The 18380-nt window shown below is 60.0% G+C and carries 14 protein-coding genes; 11 read left to right on the top strand and 3 right to left on the bottom strand.

What is annotated here, in order from left to right; genetic code table 11:
* Positions 1–54: 54 nt before the first annotated feature.
* Complete coding sequence (locus ABIZ35_RS16750) at positions 55–936, bottom strand: SDR family oxidoreductase (protein WP_348221072.1); 882 nt, start codon at positions 934–936, stop codon at positions 55–57.
* Between the two features lie 326 nt (positions 937–1262).
* On the opposite strand from ABIZ35_RS16750, the gene ABIZ35_RS16745 reads away from it, so the two are divergent.
* Entirely contained in the window at positions 1263–2090 is an 828-nt protein-coding gene (locus tag ABIZ35_RS16745) for a helix-turn-helix transcriptional regulator (protein WP_348221071.1), read from the top strand.
* A gap of 85 nt (positions 2091–2175) precedes the next feature.
* On the opposite strand, the gene ABIZ35_RS16740 is transcribed toward ABIZ35_RS16745, so the two are convergent.
* The gene (locus ABIZ35_RS16740; RefSeq protein ID WP_348221070.1) at positions 2176–3048 is read right to left on the bottom strand and encodes an AraC family transcriptional regulator; all 873 of its coding nucleotides are present in this window, start codon (positions 3046–3048) and stop codon (positions 2176–2178) included.
* A 100-nt stretch (positions 3049–3148) separates the two neighbouring features.
* Between ABIZ35_RS16740 and ABIZ35_RS16735 the strand changes: the two genes are divergently transcribed.
* Positions 3149–4534, top strand: a complete 1386-nt coding sequence (locus ABIZ35_RS16735) for a glycoside hydrolase family 47 protein (protein ID WP_348221069.1) — start codon at positions 3149–3151, stop codon at positions 4532–4534.
* On the opposite strand, the gene ABIZ35_RS16730 is transcribed toward ABIZ35_RS16735, so the two are convergent.
* Positions 4519–5460, bottom strand: a complete 942-nt coding sequence (locus ABIZ35_RS16730; protein WP_348221068.1) for a M28 family peptidase — start codon at positions 5458–5460, stop codon at positions 4519–4521. The genes ABIZ35_RS16735 and ABIZ35_RS16730 overlap by 16 nt on opposite strands.
* A gap of 180 nt (positions 5461–5640) precedes the next feature.
* Between ABIZ35_RS16730 and ABIZ35_RS16725 the strand changes: the two genes are divergently transcribed.
* The 9 genes from ABIZ35_RS16725 to ABIZ35_RS16685 all read left to right on the top strand — a co-directional run bounded on the left by ABIZ35_RS16725 (position 5641) and on the right by ABIZ35_RS16685 (position 18356).
* Positions 5641–6633 carry a LacI family DNA-binding transcriptional regulator gene (locus tag ABIZ35_RS16725; RefSeq protein ID WP_348221067.1) on the top strand — a complete coding sequence of 331 codons (993 nt, stop codon included), beginning with the start codon at positions 5641–5643 and terminating at the stop codon, positions 6631–6633.
* Complete coding sequence (locus ABIZ35_RS16720; RefSeq protein ID WP_348221066.1) at positions 6634–7908, top strand: extracellular solute-binding protein; 1275 nt, start codon at positions 6634–6636, stop codon at positions 7906–7908.
* A gap of 93 nt (positions 7909–8001) precedes the next feature.
* Positions 8002–8955 (top strand): sugar ABC transporter permease, encoded by a 954-nt coding sequence (locus tag ABIZ35_RS16715; protein WP_348221065.1) that lies wholly within the window; start codon positions 8002–8004, stop codon positions 8953–8955.
* Positions 8956–8979: 24 nt separating this feature from the next.
* Positions 8980–9819, top strand: coding sequence for a carbohydrate ABC transporter permease (locus ABIZ35_RS16710; RefSeq protein WP_348221064.1), 840 nt, complete (start codon positions 8980–8982; stop codon positions 9817–9819).
* A 126-nt stretch (positions 9820–9945) separates the two neighbouring features.
* A complete protein-coding gene (locus ABIZ35_RS16705; protein ID WP_348221063.1) occupies positions 9946–11439 on the top strand; it encodes a hypothetical protein in 1494 nt (497 codons plus the stop codon).
* A 61-nt stretch (positions 11440–11500) separates the two neighbouring features.
* Positions 11501–12982 carry a hypothetical protein gene (locus ABIZ35_RS16700; protein WP_348221062.1) on the top strand — a complete coding sequence of 494 codons (1482 nt, stop codon included), beginning with the start codon at positions 11501–11503 and terminating at the stop codon, positions 12980–12982.
* Between the two features lie 119 nt (positions 12983–13101).
* On the top strand, positions 13102–14235 hold the full coding sequence (locus tag ABIZ35_RS16695) for a hypothetical protein (protein ID WP_348221061.1): 1134 nt from the start codon (positions 13102–13104) through the stop codon (positions 14233–14235).
* Between the two features lie 59 nt (positions 14236–14294).
* Positions 14295–15809 carry a hypothetical protein gene (locus ABIZ35_RS16690; protein ID WP_348221060.1) on the top strand — a complete coding sequence of 505 codons (1515 nt, stop codon included), beginning with the start codon at positions 14295–14297 and terminating at the stop codon, positions 15807–15809.
* Positions 15810–15983: 174 nt separating this feature from the next.
* On the top strand, positions 15984–18356 hold the full coding sequence (locus tag ABIZ35_RS16685; protein ID WP_348221059.1) for a PAS domain S-box protein: 2373 nt from the start codon (positions 15984–15986) through the stop codon (positions 18354–18356).
* The last annotated feature ends 24 nt before the right edge of the window (positions 18357–18380 follow it).

Genomic DNA, 18380 nt, shown 5'->3' with positions numbered 1-18380 from the left:
GGGGCGGAGGGGCCGAAACCATTTAAGTGAGATTAAGCGGCAAAGTATCGAGTATCAGAGATACCCCACCTGGTCAAGATCGGCGATCAGCCCTGGCCCGGTGGGCCGCCAGCCCAGTCGCTCCTGTGTCAGCGCGCTGGAGGCCGGCATGTCGTGAGCCACGAACATTCCCATCCAGCCAAAGTGCTCGCCGGCCTCCTCTGGAGACAGGGAGACGACCGGGAGATTCAGGCCCCGGCCGAGAGATTCGGCGATCTCTTTTGCCGTGACGCCCTCTTCCCCGACTGCGTTGTAGCGGGTTCCCTTCGTTCCCTTTTCCAGCACCAACTTGTAAAGATGGGCGGCGTCGAGCAGGTGAACGGCGGGCCAGCGGTTGAGGCCGTCGCCGACATACGCCGAGACGCCTTTTTCGCGGGCTACGGCGATCAAAGGGGAGATCAATCCCTGCTTCAGCGGATCGTGAACCTGAGGAAGGCGCACCACGGAAACGTGCGCGCCTTCCGCAAGCGCCGCGTCCGCTGCTTGTTCCGAAGCGACGCGGGGGATGTGGGAGTTGGCCGCGTCATCCTCGGTCGAGGGGCGGCCTGGAGTGCTGGCGGCTCCCGTGCCGGAGGTGATGACGAAGGGACGGTCGGAGCCGGCGAGCACGTCGCCCATTGCTTCGATAGCGCGACGGTCGATCTCGCAATTCTCCACAAACTTTGCAAAGTCGTGGATAAAGGCGGTGTGGATGACGCCGTCTGCCTGCGCGGCGCCGCTGCGCAGGCTTTCTAAGTCTTCGACATCGCCGCGATGCACCTGTGCGCCGGCGGCGATGAGGGACTCGGCGCCGGCGTCCGAGCGCGAAAGTCCGAGAACTTGATGACCCGCCTCGATCAACTCACGCACGACGACGGAGCCGATAAATCCTGTTGCTCCAGTAACGAATACACGCATGGGAAAAGCCTTTCTTTCAAAACAGAGGAGTTTCATTGTCTTACGGTCAATTCCTATTATGCTGACTCGGAAGTACAAGTAAAAGTCGTGGCGTTATACTAGTATCAGGACTAACAGGCTAACAATGGCGCAATGTCCGATGCGCCTGGCGAATAAATTCACGGCTAGAAGTGCACGATGCCCAAAGGGCGCCCACCCTCCGGGCACTCCAGAAACCTGGCGATTGCGTTTCTTGTCTGGAGTCCACGCAGGTGGACATCGTGCACTTCGAGGCGCGAATTCATTCGCCGGCCTCTCGGCGTCTTGCGTGACGTCAAAGGATATCAATGGCGAACGTAGAAGACAACTCACTCGGAAACTATCTGAAGAACCGGCGCGCGAAGCTCGATCCTGCGGCGTTTGGCATCGCGCCGACGCGGCGTCGGACGCCCGGACTGCGGCGCGAGGAGGTTGCCCAGCGTGCGAACGTTAGCGCGACCTGGTACACGTGGCTCGAACAGGGACGCGGCGGAGCGCCGTCGGCCGATGTGCTCGATCAGATTGCATGCGCCCTCGAGCTCACGCCAGCCGAGCGCGAACATCTCTTTTTGCTCGCTCAGCACCGGCCGCCAGCGGTCCAGTATCAGGAGCCGGAGGGCGTGACGCCGCAATTGCAGCGCGTGCTCGATTCCATGGAGTTCAGTCCGGCCATTGTACGGACGACTGCGTGGGACATCGTGGCGTGGAACCATGCCGCAGAGGCTGTTCTGGCGGACTATGGGGCGATTGCGCCGGAGCAGCGCAACATCCTGCGCCTCTTCTTCAGCCATCCTCGCGTTCGGAATAAGACGCTGGGCTGGGAGAAAGAAGCGCGCCGGGTTGTGGGGGCGTTTCGCTCGGACGCCGCCAGGTCGGGTGGGTCCGAACGGATTGCGGCGCTGGTCGCCGATATGATCCAGGCCAGTCCCGAATTCGCGGAGATCTGGCGCGATCATGATGTTTTAGATTATGGGGAGGGCGCCAAGCACTTCCATCACGGGACCGGCGGGCCGATGACGCTGGAATATTCGACGTTCAAGGTCGAAGGGCGCCCCGATCTTGGCCTCATCATCTTCACCCCGGCGACGCCGACGGACGCGGACTGTATCCGGTCGATTATTCGAGATCGGCCTTAGCCGTCGCCAGCGCCCGCAGCATCGCCGGCGCGCAGCCGCAGACGCCGATTGGCCTTTGCTCAGTCGCCTTCGCCGCTTTGTCGCGCTACGGAGCCACCGAGCGGTGAGCGTGCAGTCTGTAATCGCGGGGCGTACAGCCATGTTTTTGGCGGAAGCGGCGATAGAAGTAGGAGAGGTTGTCGAAGCCGCAGTCGCCGGCGATAACGATGATCTCGTCCGTGGTAGTTGCGAGCAGGCTTGCGGCGCGTGTTAGACGCAGGTCATTGACGAACTCCGTCGGCGTCTGCCCATGATGCTGCTGAAGCGTGCGTGACAGATGCGCGGGACTGACGCCGCTGAGAGCGATCAGGCGCGGTAATCCTTCGAGTAGGTTCTGCGGGGCGCGCATGGCGCGGCAGGCGCGACTTAGCCAGTCCGGGCCGCTATTGGCGTTTGTGGCGCTGTCCTGGCTTTGGAGCAGCGGCAGAACGATGCTCCAGAAGCGGCACAGCTCAAGTCGCGTGGGCTGTGCCTGGAAGGCGCGGAGCATGCGCTGGAACGCTTCCACAGCGATCTCTCGCCGCCCATCTTTCAGGTAGACGCCCGGCGGCTGAGCGGCGCTTTCCCACGCGCTGGCGTCGTCGATCAGTCCGGCGGCTGGGAGAAAGCCAGCCCAGGCTTCAGACCGAAAAGCGACATTGACGAACAGCAAACTCCCGCCGGGCGGCGCGGCGATCCGGTGACGGTCCTGTGGCCGAATGAGCCGCAGGTCTCCTTCGTGAAGCGTTTCAGCAGCGCCATTCACGGTATGGACGCCATGCCCCGAGACGACGGACATCATCTCCCAAAAATCGTGTGCGTGCTCCATGCCCCCACTTCCATTGGTGAAGCGCACGAGCGCCGCATGAAAATCGCGCCCTGGCGCAATCTCCTCCCATCGCAGGCGCAGTTTTAAATCGTTGGAAAAATCTCTCGACATATCAATATAGTACAAGAATTATCGTTCAAAGACAAGATGATAATTGAAAGCTATGATATTATGAGCGTAGTTTTCGTGATGGTTGTGGCTGGGAGGATGTATGAAGAAGATAGTGATTGCAGCGGCGCTGCTGATGTCCGCGCTGTCGTTTCCGTCGTTTGCGGAGGGCGTCAAACAAGACGCGTCGCAAAAGTGGACCGATGCGCGAAAGCGCGCGACGGCGGAGCGGGTGCGCCAGGAGTGTCTGCACGCGTGGAACGGCTATAAGAAATATGCGTGGGGGCATGACGAGGTGCTGCCCGTCAGCAATCAGCCGCGCGACTGGTACGGCGTGTCGCTGCTGATGACTCCGGTCGACGCTCTGGACACGCTGCATCTGATGGGACTGACCAAAGAAGCCGACGAAGCGCGCGCGCTGATCGATACGAAACTATCATTCGATCAGGATGTCGAGGTCAAAGCCTTCGAAATCTCCATTCGGCTGCTCGGAGGACTGAACAGCGCCTATCAGCTTACGGGCGATCCGCGCCTGCTGGCCTTGGCCGACGACCTCGGAACCCGCCTGCTCCCCATCTTCGAATCGCCCACTGGGCTTCCCTACGTCAGCATCAATCTGAAAACGGGCAAGGTCAGCGGCGTGGACAGCTGCCCCGCCGAAGCCGGTTCTTACTTGTTCGAGTTCGGGACGCTGAGCAAGCTGACCGGCAAAAAGATCTACTACGAAAAGGCGAAGCGCGCCGTCGTGGCCGTTTACGACCGGCAGTCGCCGCTCGGCCTTGTCGGGGCGACGATGAATATCGAGACGGGAAAGTGGACAAGCGACACGTGCCAGGTCGGCGCTTTGGTCGACGCCTACTACGAGTATCTTCTGAAATGCGCTATTCTCTTCGGCGACAAAGACTGCGAACGGATGTGGCGGTCGAGCATTGCCTCGGTAAACAAATACGTCGCCGACGAGACCCACGGCGGCCTCTGGTACGGCCAGACAAATATGAACACCGGCGAACGCCAAGCAACCCATTACGGCGCCCTCGACGCCTACTTCCCCGCCCTTCTCGCCCTCAACAAAGACCTGCCCCGCGCCAAGCGCCTGGAAGATTCGTGCTACAAAATGTGGACACTGGCGGGCGTCGAACCCGAACAGCTTGATTACAGCACGATGACGATCACATCTCCGGGCTACGTCCTGCGCCCCGAGATCATCGAGTCGGCCTACTATCTCTACACTGACACCAAAGACCCAAAATATCTGGACATGGGAAGTATGTTTCTGGACAGCATCGTGAAGTACTGCCGCACCGACACGGCGTTCACAGCGCTGGACAATGTGGAGAAAAAGAAGCAGGGCGACGACATGGAGAGCTTCTTCTTCGCGGAAACGCTCAAATATCTCTACTTACTCTATGCGCCAAAGAAGACGCTGGATTTGGGGAAGGTCGTGTTCAACTCAGAAGCGCACCCGATCCGCCGCTACTTCTCGCCATAAACCACCCGTGACACCACTTCACCCGTTACCTTCAAACTCTCCGGGCTGCAATGCTCGGGCGTATCTCCCAGCGTGTGCCAGTAGGCGTAGTCGAAGTCGATCAGGTCGACGGCGGGGATGCCGGCGGCGTTGAAGGAGTCGTGGTCGTCGGTGATTTCCCACTTGGTGTCGTCGGGGAACTGGGCGCGGTAGCCGAGGTCGCCGGCAGCCTTCCAGACTTTGTTGTTGAGCTCGGGATGGAGCTTTTCCGACGTGATCTCGCGATGGACTTCCAGATGGTTGTCGCCGATCATGTCCAGCAGGATGGCGTAGTCGGGCTTGTAATCGCCGGGGTGTTTGGCGAAGTATCGGGCGCCCAGGTACATCTTGTCTTCGCCCGGACCCCAATCCTCGCCGTCGACGAACAGCAGCACCACGCCGATATCTGGCTTCTTGTCATGGAACTGGCGCGCCAGCTCCAGCAGGACTGCCGTGCCGGATGCGCCGTCGTCGGCCCCGACGATTGGCTTCTTTTTATTTGGTTCATCCAGCTCATTATCCGCCGTCGGGCGTGTGTCCCAGTGTGTGAACAGCACGATTTTGCGCTTGGCGTGGGGGTTGATCACGCCGATAATATTCGTTAGCGACAGGCGCACGCCGCGCGTGGAGTCGCGGTATGGGAAGATCTGCGTATCCACCTTGTCCACGTAAGGCGTGAGCTGCTGAAGAATATAATCCTTGCACTTCTCATGCGCCGCCGAGTGGGGCGGGCGCGGCCCAAGATCGCATTGCGACTTCAGGAAGCCGAACGCGCGGTCAGCGTCAAATGATGGATGCGCTGCGGCGACGGGAGCCGCCGCCGTCGCGGGCGGGTTGGAATGGGAGACGCAGCCCGGCGTCATCATCAGCAAAACGAGAGCGGCGGCGGTATGCGTGAACGGCTTCAAATGGGACTCCTTCGCGCTGGGCTCCATGGGGGCATGGACATGCGGCGTCGATACGGTTATTATAACCTCCAATCCGTGCGAAGACGAAATACATGGAAGCAAAAAGAGATATTGACAGGCAAGATCGCGTGTGTTACAATGAAACCGGTGTTATAAAACCGGTTTCATACGTTTGTGAAAATGCTGAAAAAGAACGTCAATATCAATGATCTTGCCACGCGGCTGGGGCTTTCCAAAGGGAGCGTGTCGCGCATCCTGAACGATCCGCAGGCGCCGTTCGCGCCGGAAACACGCCGCCGCGTCATGGCGCTGGCGGCGGAGCTGGAGTACCGGCCCAACGCGATCGCCCGGGCGCTGGCGACCGGGCAGACCGGAAGCGTCGCCTTTTGGATCCGTGACCTCGCCGTCGCGTATAACGCGCATGTGGCGCAGGCGTTCGAGACGCAGATCGAGGCGGCCGGATATCACCTGTTCATTCGACTTTACGGAGGCGGCGAAGGAAAGCCGTTTCCGCAGATGACGCCGGAGAACGCGGATGGGATTGTGACGCACGGCGCGCCGCCCCATGGCTGGACGGCGATGGCGCAGAGCGACTCGCGCCGCGTTCCGCTTGTTCTGACCGGCGCGATCCTGGACCCGGAAGCGCTCGACTGGGTCGGCGTGGATTTTTACGGCGTCTCCCGCACGGCGGTGGAGCATTTGCTGGCGTCGGGCCGCCGACGGGTCGCCCTGCTGACGCCGAGCCACCAGTGCGACGACCGGCGATTGGCTTATCTGGAAGTCATGGCCGAAGCCGATCTTGCTCCCGAAGTGATTGAGACGGACGGGGAATCGCGCTCAGACGTTCGCCGCTCGCTCGCCGAATATATTGCCGCGCACGGACATCCCGAAGCAATGTTCTGCCATAACGACGACGCCGCCATCGCCGCCAGTCGGGTGCTGCGTGACCTGGGCCTGCGCATTCCGGACGATGTTGCGCTGATCGGCTGCGACGGCATTGAGGACATTGAGTATTTGACGACGCCGCTCAGCACGATCGTTCTGCCGATCGACGAGATGTGCGCGCTCGCCTGGCGGTATTTGAAGCGGCGGATGCAGGAACCTGACGCGCCGCCGCAGCGTATCACGCTTCAGCCGACGCTTGCGCTGCGCGCTTCCTCAGGAGTCTCATAGATGCACGACAGTGACCCGCTTATGAACGTTTCCCTCACACGCCGCCAGTTTTTGAAGACGGCGACCTTCGCCGCCGGTGTACTGCTGGCCGGGTGTGGCCCGAAAGGCGTTCCCGGAGCGCGGGTCACCCTGACGCAGTGGTATCACCAGTACGGCGAGCCGGGCGCTCAGGAAGCCGTCCAGCGTTACGCCCGTGAGTACACGAAACTTCACCCGGATATCGCCGTCCGCGTCGTCTGGATCCCCGGCGACTACAGCACGAAGCTCGGTACTGCGCTGCTGACTCGCAATGGCCCTGATGTGTTTGAATCCTCCCTGAGCCTGCCGATGGTTACGGCGGGAGAGGTTGTTCCCCTGGACGATCTGTTCACCCCGGAGATCCGAGCGGATTTCAATCCGAAGGACCTGGCGTTGAACTCCGTCGGCGGCAAGATCTACGGCGTGAAGATGTTCGATGACACCGCAGCGCTTTATTACCGCAAAAGCATTCTGGAAAAGAGTGGAGTAGAGCCGCCGGGAACAATGGACGCGCTGATCGAAGCCGTCAAGGTCCTGAACAAGGCGGAACGAAAGAGCCTCTTTGTCGGCAACGACGGCGGCGTTGGCTCTCTGCTCACCATCGTTCCCTGGTCGGCGGGAAGCGACTTCCTGGTGGATGGCCGTGTCGTGTTCAGCAATCCACGCACGGCGGCGGCGTACGAAAAGTTGTTGGAGTTGAACGCCACAAACGCACTGCTGATGGGCGCGCCGACGGACTGGTACGACCCGTCGGCGTTCACTCAGGGACTCGCCGCTATGCAGTGGACGGGCCTTTGGGCGTATCCCGCGATCCGAAAGGCGCTCGGCGACGACTTCGGGGTGCTTCCCTGGCCCGCGCTGGACGCGCAGGGAGCGCCCGCGACGTTCCTCGGCGGCTGGACCGCGATGGTCAACGCCCAGAGCTCCCAAATCGAAGAAGCGAAGAAGTACGTCAAGTGGCTCTGGATCGACCGCACGGATCTCCAAAAAGACTGGTGCCTCTCGTACGGGTTCCATGTCCCATGCCGCGCCAGCGTCGCTCTGACCGCCGACGCCCTGCGCGCTCCCGCCGCCGCCGACGCCGTGCACAACCTCAGTGTCTACGGCCACGCGCTGCCGCCGCAATGGAATAGCGCCATGGGCACCGCGCTCACCGATGCAGCCACGCATATCCTCAAGGAAGGCCGCCCCGCCGCCGAATCGCTCGCCGTCGCCGCCCACAAATGCGAGGTCGTGCTGCGAAGGATGCAGGAGTAAGACGCTCCCGCTCCTCCCGCAGAATTGGGGGCAGGGGACCGAATCCCGTTTTAATTTCATAACGATTTAAACACCGACAAGAGACAACCAACGATGGCCATCACCACTCCCATAGTCAAGAAAACTCCCGCCGTGAGGTCACGCCCTCGTCCGGGAGCGACACTCGCTTTTTGGGCGTTTGTCGCGCCCTCGCTGATCGGATTGCTCGTCTTCACGATCGTGCCGATTGTCTGGGGATTTCTGCTCAGCCTGTCCCACGCGCAGAACACTATCCATCCGGGGCATTTCGTCGGACTGCGCAACTACGCCGATATGCTGACGGACGAGGCGTTTTTGCGCTCGCTCGTCACGATGGTGCTCTACTCGCTGTTTATCGTGCCGCTGACCTGGGCGATGTCGCTGGGGCTGGCGCTGCTGGTGGACAAGGCTGGGTGGGGACGGTCGTTCTGGCGGACCGTATTCTTTATTCCGTCGGCGGTCTCGTATGTGGTGGCGTCGCTAATCTGGCGGATCAGCTTGTTCAACGGTCTCTCGTTCGGATTTATGAACCATCTGCTGGCGCCGTTCGGCATTCACCCGATCGCCTGGATCGGGACGGTCGATCCGCCGTGGTACTGGCTTGTGCTGGTGACGCTGCGCTTATGGCTGCAAGTCGGCTTCTATATGATCATCTTCATCGCCGGCCTTCAGGAGATTCCGAAGACGCTCTATGAAGCGGCGGCGGTGGATGGGGCAAGCCCGGGATGGCCGATGCTGCGCTATATCACGCTGCCGCAGCTGCGCAACACGTCCATCTCGGTGCTGATGCTCAATCTGATCGGCGCGTTCCAGGCGTTCGATGAGTTTTACAATATTCTGGGTGGTGGCGGACAATCGGCCGGCAATGCGTCCCTCGCCCGGCCGCCGCTCGTTTATTTGTACTCGACGGCGCTGGGGGATCAGGACTTCGGGCGCGGCGCCGCCGGCGCCTTTATTCTCACGGCGCTGATTTGCGCGGTCACGCTGATCCCCGGCAAGCTCTTCGGCCTGGGACGGTCGGAAAAGTAATCGACTCTCAAGGAAAGGCCCGCGATGAAGCCGCGCTCTCAACAATTTTGGTCGCAAATCCCGCGCTACGCTCTGCTCACCGTGCTGGCGACGCTCTTCGTGCTGCCGTTCTATTTGATCGTGCGCAGCGCGCTGATGACGGACGCCGAGATCACGGCGCCCGGCTGGGTGTGGTTCCCAGCGACGCCGCACTGGGAAAATTTTCGTACACTATTCGACGATCCCGACAACCAGATGCGGACCGGCCTGATCAACTCGGCGGTGATCGCGGTCGTCACGCTTGTCTTTCAAACGCTGTTCTCCTCCATGGCGGGATATGCGCTGGCGCGCATTCCGGCGCGCGGGCGTGATTTCGTCTTCGGCCTCATTGTCGCCACCCTGATGATCCCCGGCGCTGTGACTTTTGTGCCGGCCTTCGCGGTCATGGCCTTTCTCGGCGGCGTCAACACGCAGTGGGGCGTCATCGCGCCCGGTCTCTTCAGCGCCTTTTCCATCTTCTTGTTCCGGCAGTTCTATCTGCGCTTTCCGGTGGAGATTGAAGAAGCGGGGAGGCTGGATGGTCTGGGTTACTTCGGCGTCTACTGGCGTCTGCTGCTGCCCAACTCCACCAGTATCATGACGGCCCTGGGCGTGCTCACCTTCATCGGCAGCTGGAATTCGTTCTTGTGGCCGCTTGTGATCGGTCAAGACCCCAGCTCGTGGACCGTTCAAGTCGTGCTGTCTACTTTCCTCACCGCCCAAACCATGCACCTCGCCCAGTTGTTCGCCGCCGTCGCCGTGGCGGTCCTGCCTCTCGTAGCTGTGTTTCTTGTGATGCAGCGCTCCATCGTCGAAGGCGCGAAGTTCTCCGGCGGCAAGGAATAAAATCCGCCCGGCGATAGATATCGCCGGGCGTCGCTTTCAATCCCGCTCCCAATTCCTCAAATTTCCTCGAAACCAATTTGCCTGTTTCCCGTTTTCTATCGTATGATGACTCTCGGGAGACCCACGATGCCCATACGCCAAGCCCTCATATCTACAATCACCGCCGCCGTACTGTCTCTTTCAGCGCTTCCGCTCTCAGCCTACCCGGCGTTATCGCTCTCAGCCGCCCCAGGTTCGTTTGGGCGTGACCATGGGGTCTATGTTGGAGAGGGGAAGATCCTGGATCTTGAGTCCACGCGCCAGCTGACGCTGCGTGAGGGTGTCTGGACTCTTCAATTCAGTCCGTCCGGAGAGAAGATCGCGTTCGTCACGTCCCTGGAAGATCATGGTGAGAAGTTTCTCGCGATCAAGATCGTCGACACATGGCGGCATGAGCCCGAAATCCAGACCTTGGTCAAGCAGCCGTGGCAGACGGGAGCGGGAGAATCTCAGAAGACGTTCGAGCTAGAAATCCTGGGCTGGGCGGGCGACGATCGGTATGTGCTGTTCCATCGTCTTACGTATTCGGCCCAGAGTGGTCAGCAGATATCGTCGTCGATCGAGAGGGTGGACCTCTCCTCGGGCTCGCGGGAACCGCAGCCGATCCTCACGGACCCAAATGAATCCGAGCCGGGTGAGGTCAGCTGGGATTACGCCTGGTCTCCGTCGCATGACCGTCTGCTCATCGGCAAGAAGCTTTCTCCCAGTAACGATGGCGGGAGCAGTCACTACGTCCGTTATTTTCTCTGCGATCCCGCCGCCGCTCAGGCGCGGACGCTGAAAGTCGATCCCGTCGATACCGTGCTGGGGTGGATGGATGACGCGCGACTGACGATTGCGCGCGGGATGAATACCGAGACGCCGGCATTTCAGAGTTACGATTTGGCGACTGGCGTCGCATCCGCCTCCACGCGTCCCAGTTGGATGGGGATGATGTCGGACCCGGAATTGTCCGCCAGTCATCATTGGGCGCCGAAAAAGACCGATCCGAAAGACCCAGCACTGCAATTGGATATTGTCACGCACCATCTGGCGTCATCGCGCGGCGATGACACGGCGGAAGCGTCCATGATCTGGATCCGCCGTACTACCGCCGGTAAGAAGTTCTCCGCGTTCCCAGTCGGCGTCGTTCCAGGGAACGACTTCCCGGAAGCATCCTGGTCGCCGACCGGGAAGGCCGTGGCGTTTGTCGCCCACGGCGATATCTTTCTGGCGAACCTCGCCAAGCGTTCCGCCACCGCATTAGAAAAGCAGTCCGTCGGAGAAAAGATGAGCTGCGAAGAAGAAAAGCATCTTGCGGCCTCAAACCTCAAGCAGATCGCTCTGGGTATTCTTCAGTACGCTCAGGACAACGACGAGCATTTTCCTGCCGCCGCGAATCTCGAAAAGACGATCTATCCCTATCTGAAAACGATTAGCCTCTTTACTCTGGACGGCAGCCGATTCGTGTACCATGCTCCTGCGGATTTGGCTATGGCGAGCATGGATGAGCCCGCCCAAACCGTTCTCGGCGAAATGGAATTGCCCTGCGCCCACATCGTCCTTTATGCCGACGGTCATGTCATGATCGTCGACAAGTAACAGCATCGCCGTGCGCCTTGGGTCTCGCCGCGTGTTGGATCACTGCCTTGAAAGAGCCAAGATGAAGCTCCGCCGTATCGTTACATCCGCCTTTGCCGTTACCCTCCTCTGGTCGGTCCTGCCGGTCTTTGCCGACACGCCTAGATCGCTTGGACCCGAGCACGGGATCTACCTAGGGGAAGGGAAGGTTTTGGCTGTCGAATCCACGCGGCAGCTGACGCTGCGTGAGGATATCAAAGCGTATCATTTCAGCCCATCGGGCGAGAAGATCGCTTACGTGACCTATGTGGAAGACCATGGGGAGCAGTACTATGCCCTCAAGGTTGTGGATACGTGGCGTCATGTGCCGGAAGTCACGCTGCTGACCAAGCAGCGGCTGCCGAAGTTTATCGCCAACCCGCCGGAACCGACATTGCTGAAAATCGTGGGCTGGTCGGGGGATGACCGTTTTGTTCTCTTCCAGCGCGATTCCTCTGCTCCGGGTGAGGACGATACCGCTCCTCCTCCGCAAATCGAAATGATCGACCTGAGCGCCTCCGCGCCGCAAGCGAAGCCGATCTTTCTTGAGACCGAAAACCATGATGGGAGTTCCGTGGAACATGATGGGACACCCGTGGAAATCGACGCCAGTTGGTCTCCCGACCACGATCTCCTGGTGATCCGCGGGCGTATTACCTATTTTCAAGCGACGCCGGTTCGGACGGAGCAAAACTACTGGCTGTATCGACCGATGACGGATCATCTCCAGCTGTTGCCGCTCGATCCCTCCTGGATCATGCGTGGCTGGCGCGACGGCGCGCATCTTCTTATCAAAATCGTCGCCAAAGATACGAATCCATCATTGCAGACTTACGATCTGCAGACGGGGGCGCTGACCGCATTCGTGCGTCCCGAGGGCTGGGGGCAGGTTCCTCTGGACAATCCGATCGCCCCGCTGAGCGCGGCCGACCCCAAAGATCCGTCGCTGATCCTGGAGATCCTCGCGCATCGCCTGAACGCGTCACGGCAAGATGGCTCGACGCCCGCCTCCACGATTTGGCTGCGCCAGAATCCGGCTGCCAGTAAATTAAGCGTCCTGGCGCTAGGAGTGATCACAGGAAAGTCGCCGCCGCAGGCGCAGTGGTCTCCCACCGGAAAAGCCATCGCCTTCGTCGCGCATGGCGACGTTTTCTTGGCGAATCTGATCAAGCGCCCCGCGAATCGACGGGAGCAATTGGCGGCGGGAGAGCCGTGGCGCTGCCCCGAAGACGGAATTACCGCATCTTCTAACTTGAAGCAAATCGCTCTGGGTATTCTGCAATTTACTCAAGACAATGATGACCACTTGCCGACGGCTTCAGAGTTTCGGCAAGCGATTACTCCCTACCTTCACGACGACAGTCCGTTTTCGCTCGGAGGCTGTCAGTTTATCTATCGGGCGCCGAAGAATTTGTCGTATTCGAGCATCGTCGCGCCGGCCGATATTATTATTGGCGAGATGGTAACGCCCTGCGGACGGATCGTGGTCTACGCGGACGGGCACGTCAAAAACCTCGGTAAATGATGTCCTTTAAACAGAGAGCCGGCCTGCATGAAGTCCTTTCGAGTGTTCGGGGTCATACGTTGAAACTATCGTGCTTCTATTTCTGTCGCCAGATGCAGATTTCCCCAAAGAGACCCAAGATGAAATTTTGCCTTGCTTACGCATCCGTAGCCCTATTGCTTTGCCCGGCTCTTTCCATTGCGGCCGGCGCGCCCGGGTCGCTCGGAGCCGCACACGGGATTACCCAGGAGGGTGGGAATGTTCTGGACGTCGAATTCACGCGACAACTGACGCTGCGTGAGGATGTTCGAGACTACCAGTTCAGCCCGCTGGGAGAGAAGATCGCCTATGTGGCCTATGTGGAGGATCACGGCGAGCAGTACTTTTCGATCAACATTGTCGATACCTGGAAGCACGATCCCAAAGTCACGATACTTGCCAAGCAGCTGCTGCCCCGCGACGTCGCGGACGGGCGCGCCGCGCCGCTGCTGGACATCGTGGGGTGGGCGGGTGACGACCGCTATCTTCTCTTCCGCCGTACCCTGGCGGATTCTGTCGATAAGGAAGAGGCGTCCGCGCCTCGCATCGAGATCGCGGATTTGAACGCGGATCCCATTGACCCGCAGCCAATCCCGATCGACATGCAGACCGCCGCTGGGGTTTTGAGCGGGCTGGATTATGCCTGGTCGCCGTCCCACGACCGTCTCCTTGTCAGCCAAAGCCTGTTTTTTACTAAAGAACACCCAACACGAAGAGTGAGAAATTACTTTTTGTTCGATCCGGTCGCCGGGAAGGCGTCCTCCTTGAATATCGATCCGTCAGACTCTGTGCTCGGCTGGATGGATGGCGCGCATCTTTTGATGCGTCATAAGGTCAAAGGAGAAAAGCCGAGTGATCGGCTATACGATCTTGCGAGCGGCAGCGTCTCGGACTTCATCCGTCCAGTGTGGTGGGGAAAGTTTCCGGCCCTGGAAATGGGGCCGCAGCATATTGTCCGAGTGGATGTCGATCCCAAAGACCCTTTATTGACACTGGATATCGCCTCGAACCGTCTTCCTGCTACGATCGGAGTGGACGCCGCGACGGCCTGTTCTGTGTGGGTAAAGCATGATTTAGGGAATGGAAAGGCGGAGATGCTGCCGGTGGGCGTCGCTCCCGGAGCCGACAACCCGCAGGCGCAGTGGGCGCCTACGGGGAAAGCCGTCGCGTTTGTGGCGCATGGCGACCTGTTTTTAACCGGCCTAATCAAGCATCCTGCAAAACCGCAGGAGTAGGCTGCACGTGCCCAGATCATCAATAAATCACGGATGCTCAGATGAGGCGGAGGTCATCAATGTTTTACAAGCGCGCTTTGGGTTCCGGGATCGCTTCACTGCTGCTCTGGGCAGCTCTGCCGGTTGTCGCGGACCCTTTTGAGGACGCCATGCCTGGTGCGCTGGGCGCGGGTCATGGAATCTATGTGGGCGATGGCCGCATCCTGGATGCGGCCGCGCCACGCCAAATGACGCTGCGCGGCCATATCATGGAGTTTCAATACAGTCCCACAGGGGAGAAGATTGCCTATGAAGGCCTTGTGCTCGATCATGGCGAGAAGTCGCTAGCGATCAAGTATGTCGATCCATGGCGCAGCGAGCCAGCGGAAATTACGGTCGCCAAAAGCAAGGGGTGGGGGCTTCACGGACAAAATCCTCGTGATATGGTTTCCATGGCGGGCTGGTCCGGCGACGGGCGTTATCTGATCGTGCAGCGTATCTCGGCGACCGGAGGCGGCGACCTGATTCAAGGCTCGAATCTTGTGAGCGATCCTGCGGGACTCGAGGCGGTTTTCGAGTCCTACGACACTCTGGGAGACCTGTCGCAGCCCAAGATCGTCCATGTAGGCATAGGGATGGGCGGCGCCATGCCGTCCATGATTGCCTGGTCGCCGGACCATACGCGGGTTCTGGTTGCCACGGATGTTGCTAATGCGGAACCTTCGGAAGACGCGTCTCCAAATTGCCAATCAGCAGTTGTCTATCGCCCCGGGGATGACAGTCGTCAGGTGATTTCGCTGGCGATCGATCAGGCGGCAATGGGCTGGCTGGACGATCAGTCGCTTCTGGTGAAGCGCCGATCGCCCCAAGAGCGCGATGGGAAGATCCTATTCAAATACAGCCTCGCCGGCGGCGCCGAGGAAGCGACGGAGCGGCCGACGGGATGGCCGCTCCATCACGATCAGATGCTGGGACTGGGCGCCTTCGAGTCAAGCTTGATTGATCCAAAATCTCCCGATTTGTCGCTGGAGGTTGTCACGCGAAAGCTTCCCGATTCCGAAAATAAAGAGACAGTGGAGGTGTCTACGATCTGGCTTCGAAGCGCGGGGAAGAAAAAATTCGCCTCTACTCCGCTTGGCGTGACTCCTGGGCCTGATCCGCCGCATGCGCAGTGGTCGCCGACTGGTCAGGCCGTCGCATTTGTCGCACACGGAGATTTGTTCGTGACCGATTTCGTCAAGCGAGTCGCCAGCGCGCGGGAAAAATTGGAGGCGGGAGAGAAGCTCGATTGCTTGGAAGAGCGAGAGATCGTGCAGACCAACCTTAAGCAAATTGGTCTGGGATTGATGCAATATATTCAGGACTATGATGAGCAGTTGCCGCCACCGTCCAACGTGCAGGATCGGATCGACCCCTACATCAAGAGACGCAGCGTGTTTACGCTGGCCGACAGCACATTCGTGTACCACCCGCCCGTGAATCTGTCGCTCGCGGCCACGGAGTCGCCGGCGGATTTCGTGATCGGAGAGATGGATACGCCGTGCGCGCATAACTATCTGTATCTCGACGGGCATGTGAAGTCGTTCGACAAATAGCAGTGTTCGCGTAAGCTCGAAAAACTCATCTTGGGCGCCTATAGTTTTACCGGGTTCGGTCCGATATTACAGTGGGAAGCCTGCGCGGTCCGCCGCGCTGGAAATTACGAGTATTTCGAATCCATTTTGCGCCGCTGAGATGGGCCGCGCGAATATCGATGCATGAACACGCTTATGCCGACGAATGAATCCGCCAGACTTAATGCGCTGCGGCGCTATCGGCAGATGGACTCTCCCCCGGAAGAGGCCTTCGACGACCTTGCCGCGACTGCCGCCGCGCTTTTCCACGCCTCCGTCGCCGCGATCACGCTTGTCGACGATGCGCGCGAGTGGCGCAAATCCCTGGTTGGCTCCGCATTGTCCGAGCCTGAAGCCGTTCGCTCCCGTTCCTTTTCCGAGGCCGCCATCATGCGGCCCGATGTGCTGTGGATTCCCGACGCCCGTGTGGACGCCCGCTTTGCCGAAAATCCCTTCGTTGCCGGGCCGGACGCCGTGCGCTTCTGCGCCGCGGCGCCGCTCGTAACCGAGGACGGATTCGCCCTTGGCGCGCTGCTGGTCATGGGGCGCGATGTCCGGGAGTTTTCTGAAAGTGACGCCGCCGCTTTGCGGCGTCTGGCGCGGCAGGCGGTCACGCTGCTGGAATTGAAGCGTACGGTGGCGCAGCTGGGATCGATCGTTGAGAAACGCAAACGGGTGACGAGGGCGCTGGAGACTCGCACACGGGATCTCACGACGGAGAAGCTGGGGCTGGAAGCGCGCCGACAGGAACTTGAGGTAGGTAAGCACGAACTGGAGATCCGGAACGAGGATATCCAGGACGGCGTCATGCTTTATGAGTATGCGTCGCAGCGTTTTTTGGAGTTGTTTCAAGGACTGCCGGTCGCCTGCTTTTGCTACGATTCCAAGGGCCGCATCTTCGAGTGGAACCGCGCCTTCGAAGCCCAGTACGGGCTGGGCGCTGAGGCGACTCTGCTCAAAGAGGTTTGGGATGCGATCTGTCGGCCCGAAGAAGCTGAGGCGATGAAGGACCTGGTCGCGGAAGTTTTCCGGGGACGGACGTTCGAAGGTATGGAGCGCTCCGACCTGCGCGCCGACGGCAGCCTCTGCCATGTTCTCTCCAATTCCTTTCCGATCCGCCAGGGGGACGGGACCGTTATCGGCGGCATCTGCGCCAATGTCGATATCACGCAGCGCAAGCAGGCGCAGGAAGCCCTGCGGCAAAGCGAAGAGCGTTATCGGCAGACGTTCCGGCGTCATGGCGCGGTGAAGCTTCTCGTCGATGCCGTGACGGATGAAATCGTGGACGCCAATCCAGCGGCCTGCGCCTTTTACGGCTGGTCGTTTGAGCAGCTTCGCGGCCGGACAATGGCCGGCATCCTTGCGTTCGACGACGGACGGGTCGGGGCCGAGGCGGCGCTGGCGACCGCCGAGCAGCGGCCTTACCATAACCTGCGTCACCGACTGGCGTCCGGAGAAGTCCGTGACGTGGAAGTGCATACTGGCCCCGTCCATATCGATGGGCGGCTTCACCACTATTCGATCGTCCACGATGTCACCGAGCGGCGGCTCGCCGAGATGGCGCGTGACGAATCCGAGCTGCGCTTTCGCTCTGTCACGCAGTCCGCCAACGACGCCATTATTACCGTCACCCAGGACGATTGCATCATCTCCTGGAACACAGGTGCGCGCAAAATGTTCGGCTACAGCGAGCGGGAAGTTTTGGGCTGTCCGCTCGACATGATTTTGCCTAAGCTTTACAGCAAAGTTGCGCCGGGCGACAAGTCCAAGGTGCTCAATCGGACGGTTGAGATGTCCGGGCGCTGCAAAGATGGAGCGGACATACCGCTGGAGCTTTCGCTCGCGACGTGGAGCACCGAGCAGGGGACGTTCTTCAGCGCCGTCATCCGGGACATTACCGAACGCAAGCGTTATGAGAAACAGCTTCAGGAACAGATGGAGCAGATCAACAGCTACAGCGCGGAGATGGAAGCGCACAAAAGCCGGCTGGAGGCGATCAACCGAAAGCTGGAGGAACTGTCGAAGCTAGATGGAATGACCGGCCTCAAGAACCGGCGCGCCTTCGAGGAGCGAATGGAGCTGGAGTTTGCCCGGGCGATGCGTTACGCCATGCCGCTGTCTTTGCTGCTGCTGGATGTCGACGACCTCAAAGCTTACAACGACGCGTTTGGCCATCCGGCCGGCGACGAGGCGCTCAAGGCGGTCGCTCAGGTGATGCAGAGCAGTACGCGCGGCGTGGATCTGGTGGCGCGTTATGGCGGCGAGGAATTTATCATTATCCTCCCTCACACCAACAGCGAGGGGGCTTGCACGATCGCCGACCGCATCCGCGCCGCAACGGAAAATGCGACATGGCCCGTCCGCCCATTGACCATCAGCGTTGGGGTCGCCACCTTGACGCCTGCGACGATGGATATTCCAGCGATGATCGAACAAGCCGATTGGGCGCTTTGCGCCTCGAAGAAAGCCGGCAAAAACCGCGTAACACACGCCGCCGCGCTTGAATCTTCCGAGACAATCAAGGCGTAAACGAGAGTTAATGCGCGAATCTCA

Origin of the sequence: Capsulimonas sp. (genome assembly GCF_039929585.1) — a bacterium.
Classification (GTDB): Bacteria; Armatimonadota; Armatimonadia; order Armatimonadales; family Capsulimonadaceae; genus Capsulimonas.
The sequence above is the reverse complement of the archived record's forward strand: the minus strand, read 5'-3'. Positions and strand labels throughout refer to the sequence as shown.

Coding starts and splice junctions, on each gene's coding strand:
- ABIZ35_RS16745 (WP_348221071.1), top strand. CDS start 1,263: ATGGCGAACGTAGAAGACAACTCACTCGGAAACTATCTGAAGAACCGG.
- ABIZ35_RS16725 (WP_348221067.1), top strand. CDS start 5,641: ATGCTGAAAAAGAACGTCAATATCAATGATCTTGCCACGCGGCTGGGG.
- ABIZ35_RS16695 (WP_348221061.1), top strand. CDS start 13,102: ATGAAATTTTGCCTTGCTTACGCATCCGTAGCCCTATTGCTTTGCCCG.
- ABIZ35_RS16715 (WP_348221065.1), top strand. CDS start 8,002: ATGGCCATCACCACTCCCATAGTCAAGAAAACTCCCGCCGTGAGGTCA.
- ABIZ35_RS16685 (WP_348221059.1), top strand. CDS start 15,984: ATGCCGACGAATGAATCCGCCAGACTTAATGCGCTGCGGCGCTATCGG.
- ABIZ35_RS16690 (WP_348221060.1), top strand. CDS start 14,295: ATGTTTTACAAGCGCGCTTTGGGTTCCGGGATCGCTTCACTGCTGCTC.
- ABIZ35_RS16735 (WP_348221069.1), top strand. CDS start 3,149: ATGAAGAAGATAGTGATTGCAGCGGCGCTGCTGATGTCCGCGCTGTCG.
- ABIZ35_RS16750 (WP_348221072.1), bottom strand. CDS start 936: ATGCGTGTATTCGTTACTGGAGCAACAGGATTTATCGGCTCCGTCGTC.
- ABIZ35_RS16700 (WP_348221062.1), top strand. CDS start 11,501: ATGAAGCTCCGCCGTATCGTTACATCCGCCTTTGCCGTTACCCTCCTC.
- ABIZ35_RS16705 (WP_348221063.1), top strand. CDS start 9,946: ATGCCCATACGCCAAGCCCTCATATCTACAATCACCGCCGCCGTACTG.
- ABIZ35_RS16740 (WP_348221070.1), bottom strand. CDS start 3,048: ATGTCGAGAGATTTTTCCAACGATTTAAAACTGCGCCTGCGATGGGAG.
- ABIZ35_RS16710 (WP_348221064.1), top strand. CDS start 8,980: ATGAAGCCGCGCTCTCAACAATTTTGGTCGCAAATCCCGCGCTACGCT.
- ABIZ35_RS16720 (WP_348221066.1), top strand. CDS start 6,634: ATGCACGACAGTGACCCGCTTATGAACGTTTCCCTCACACGCCGCCAG.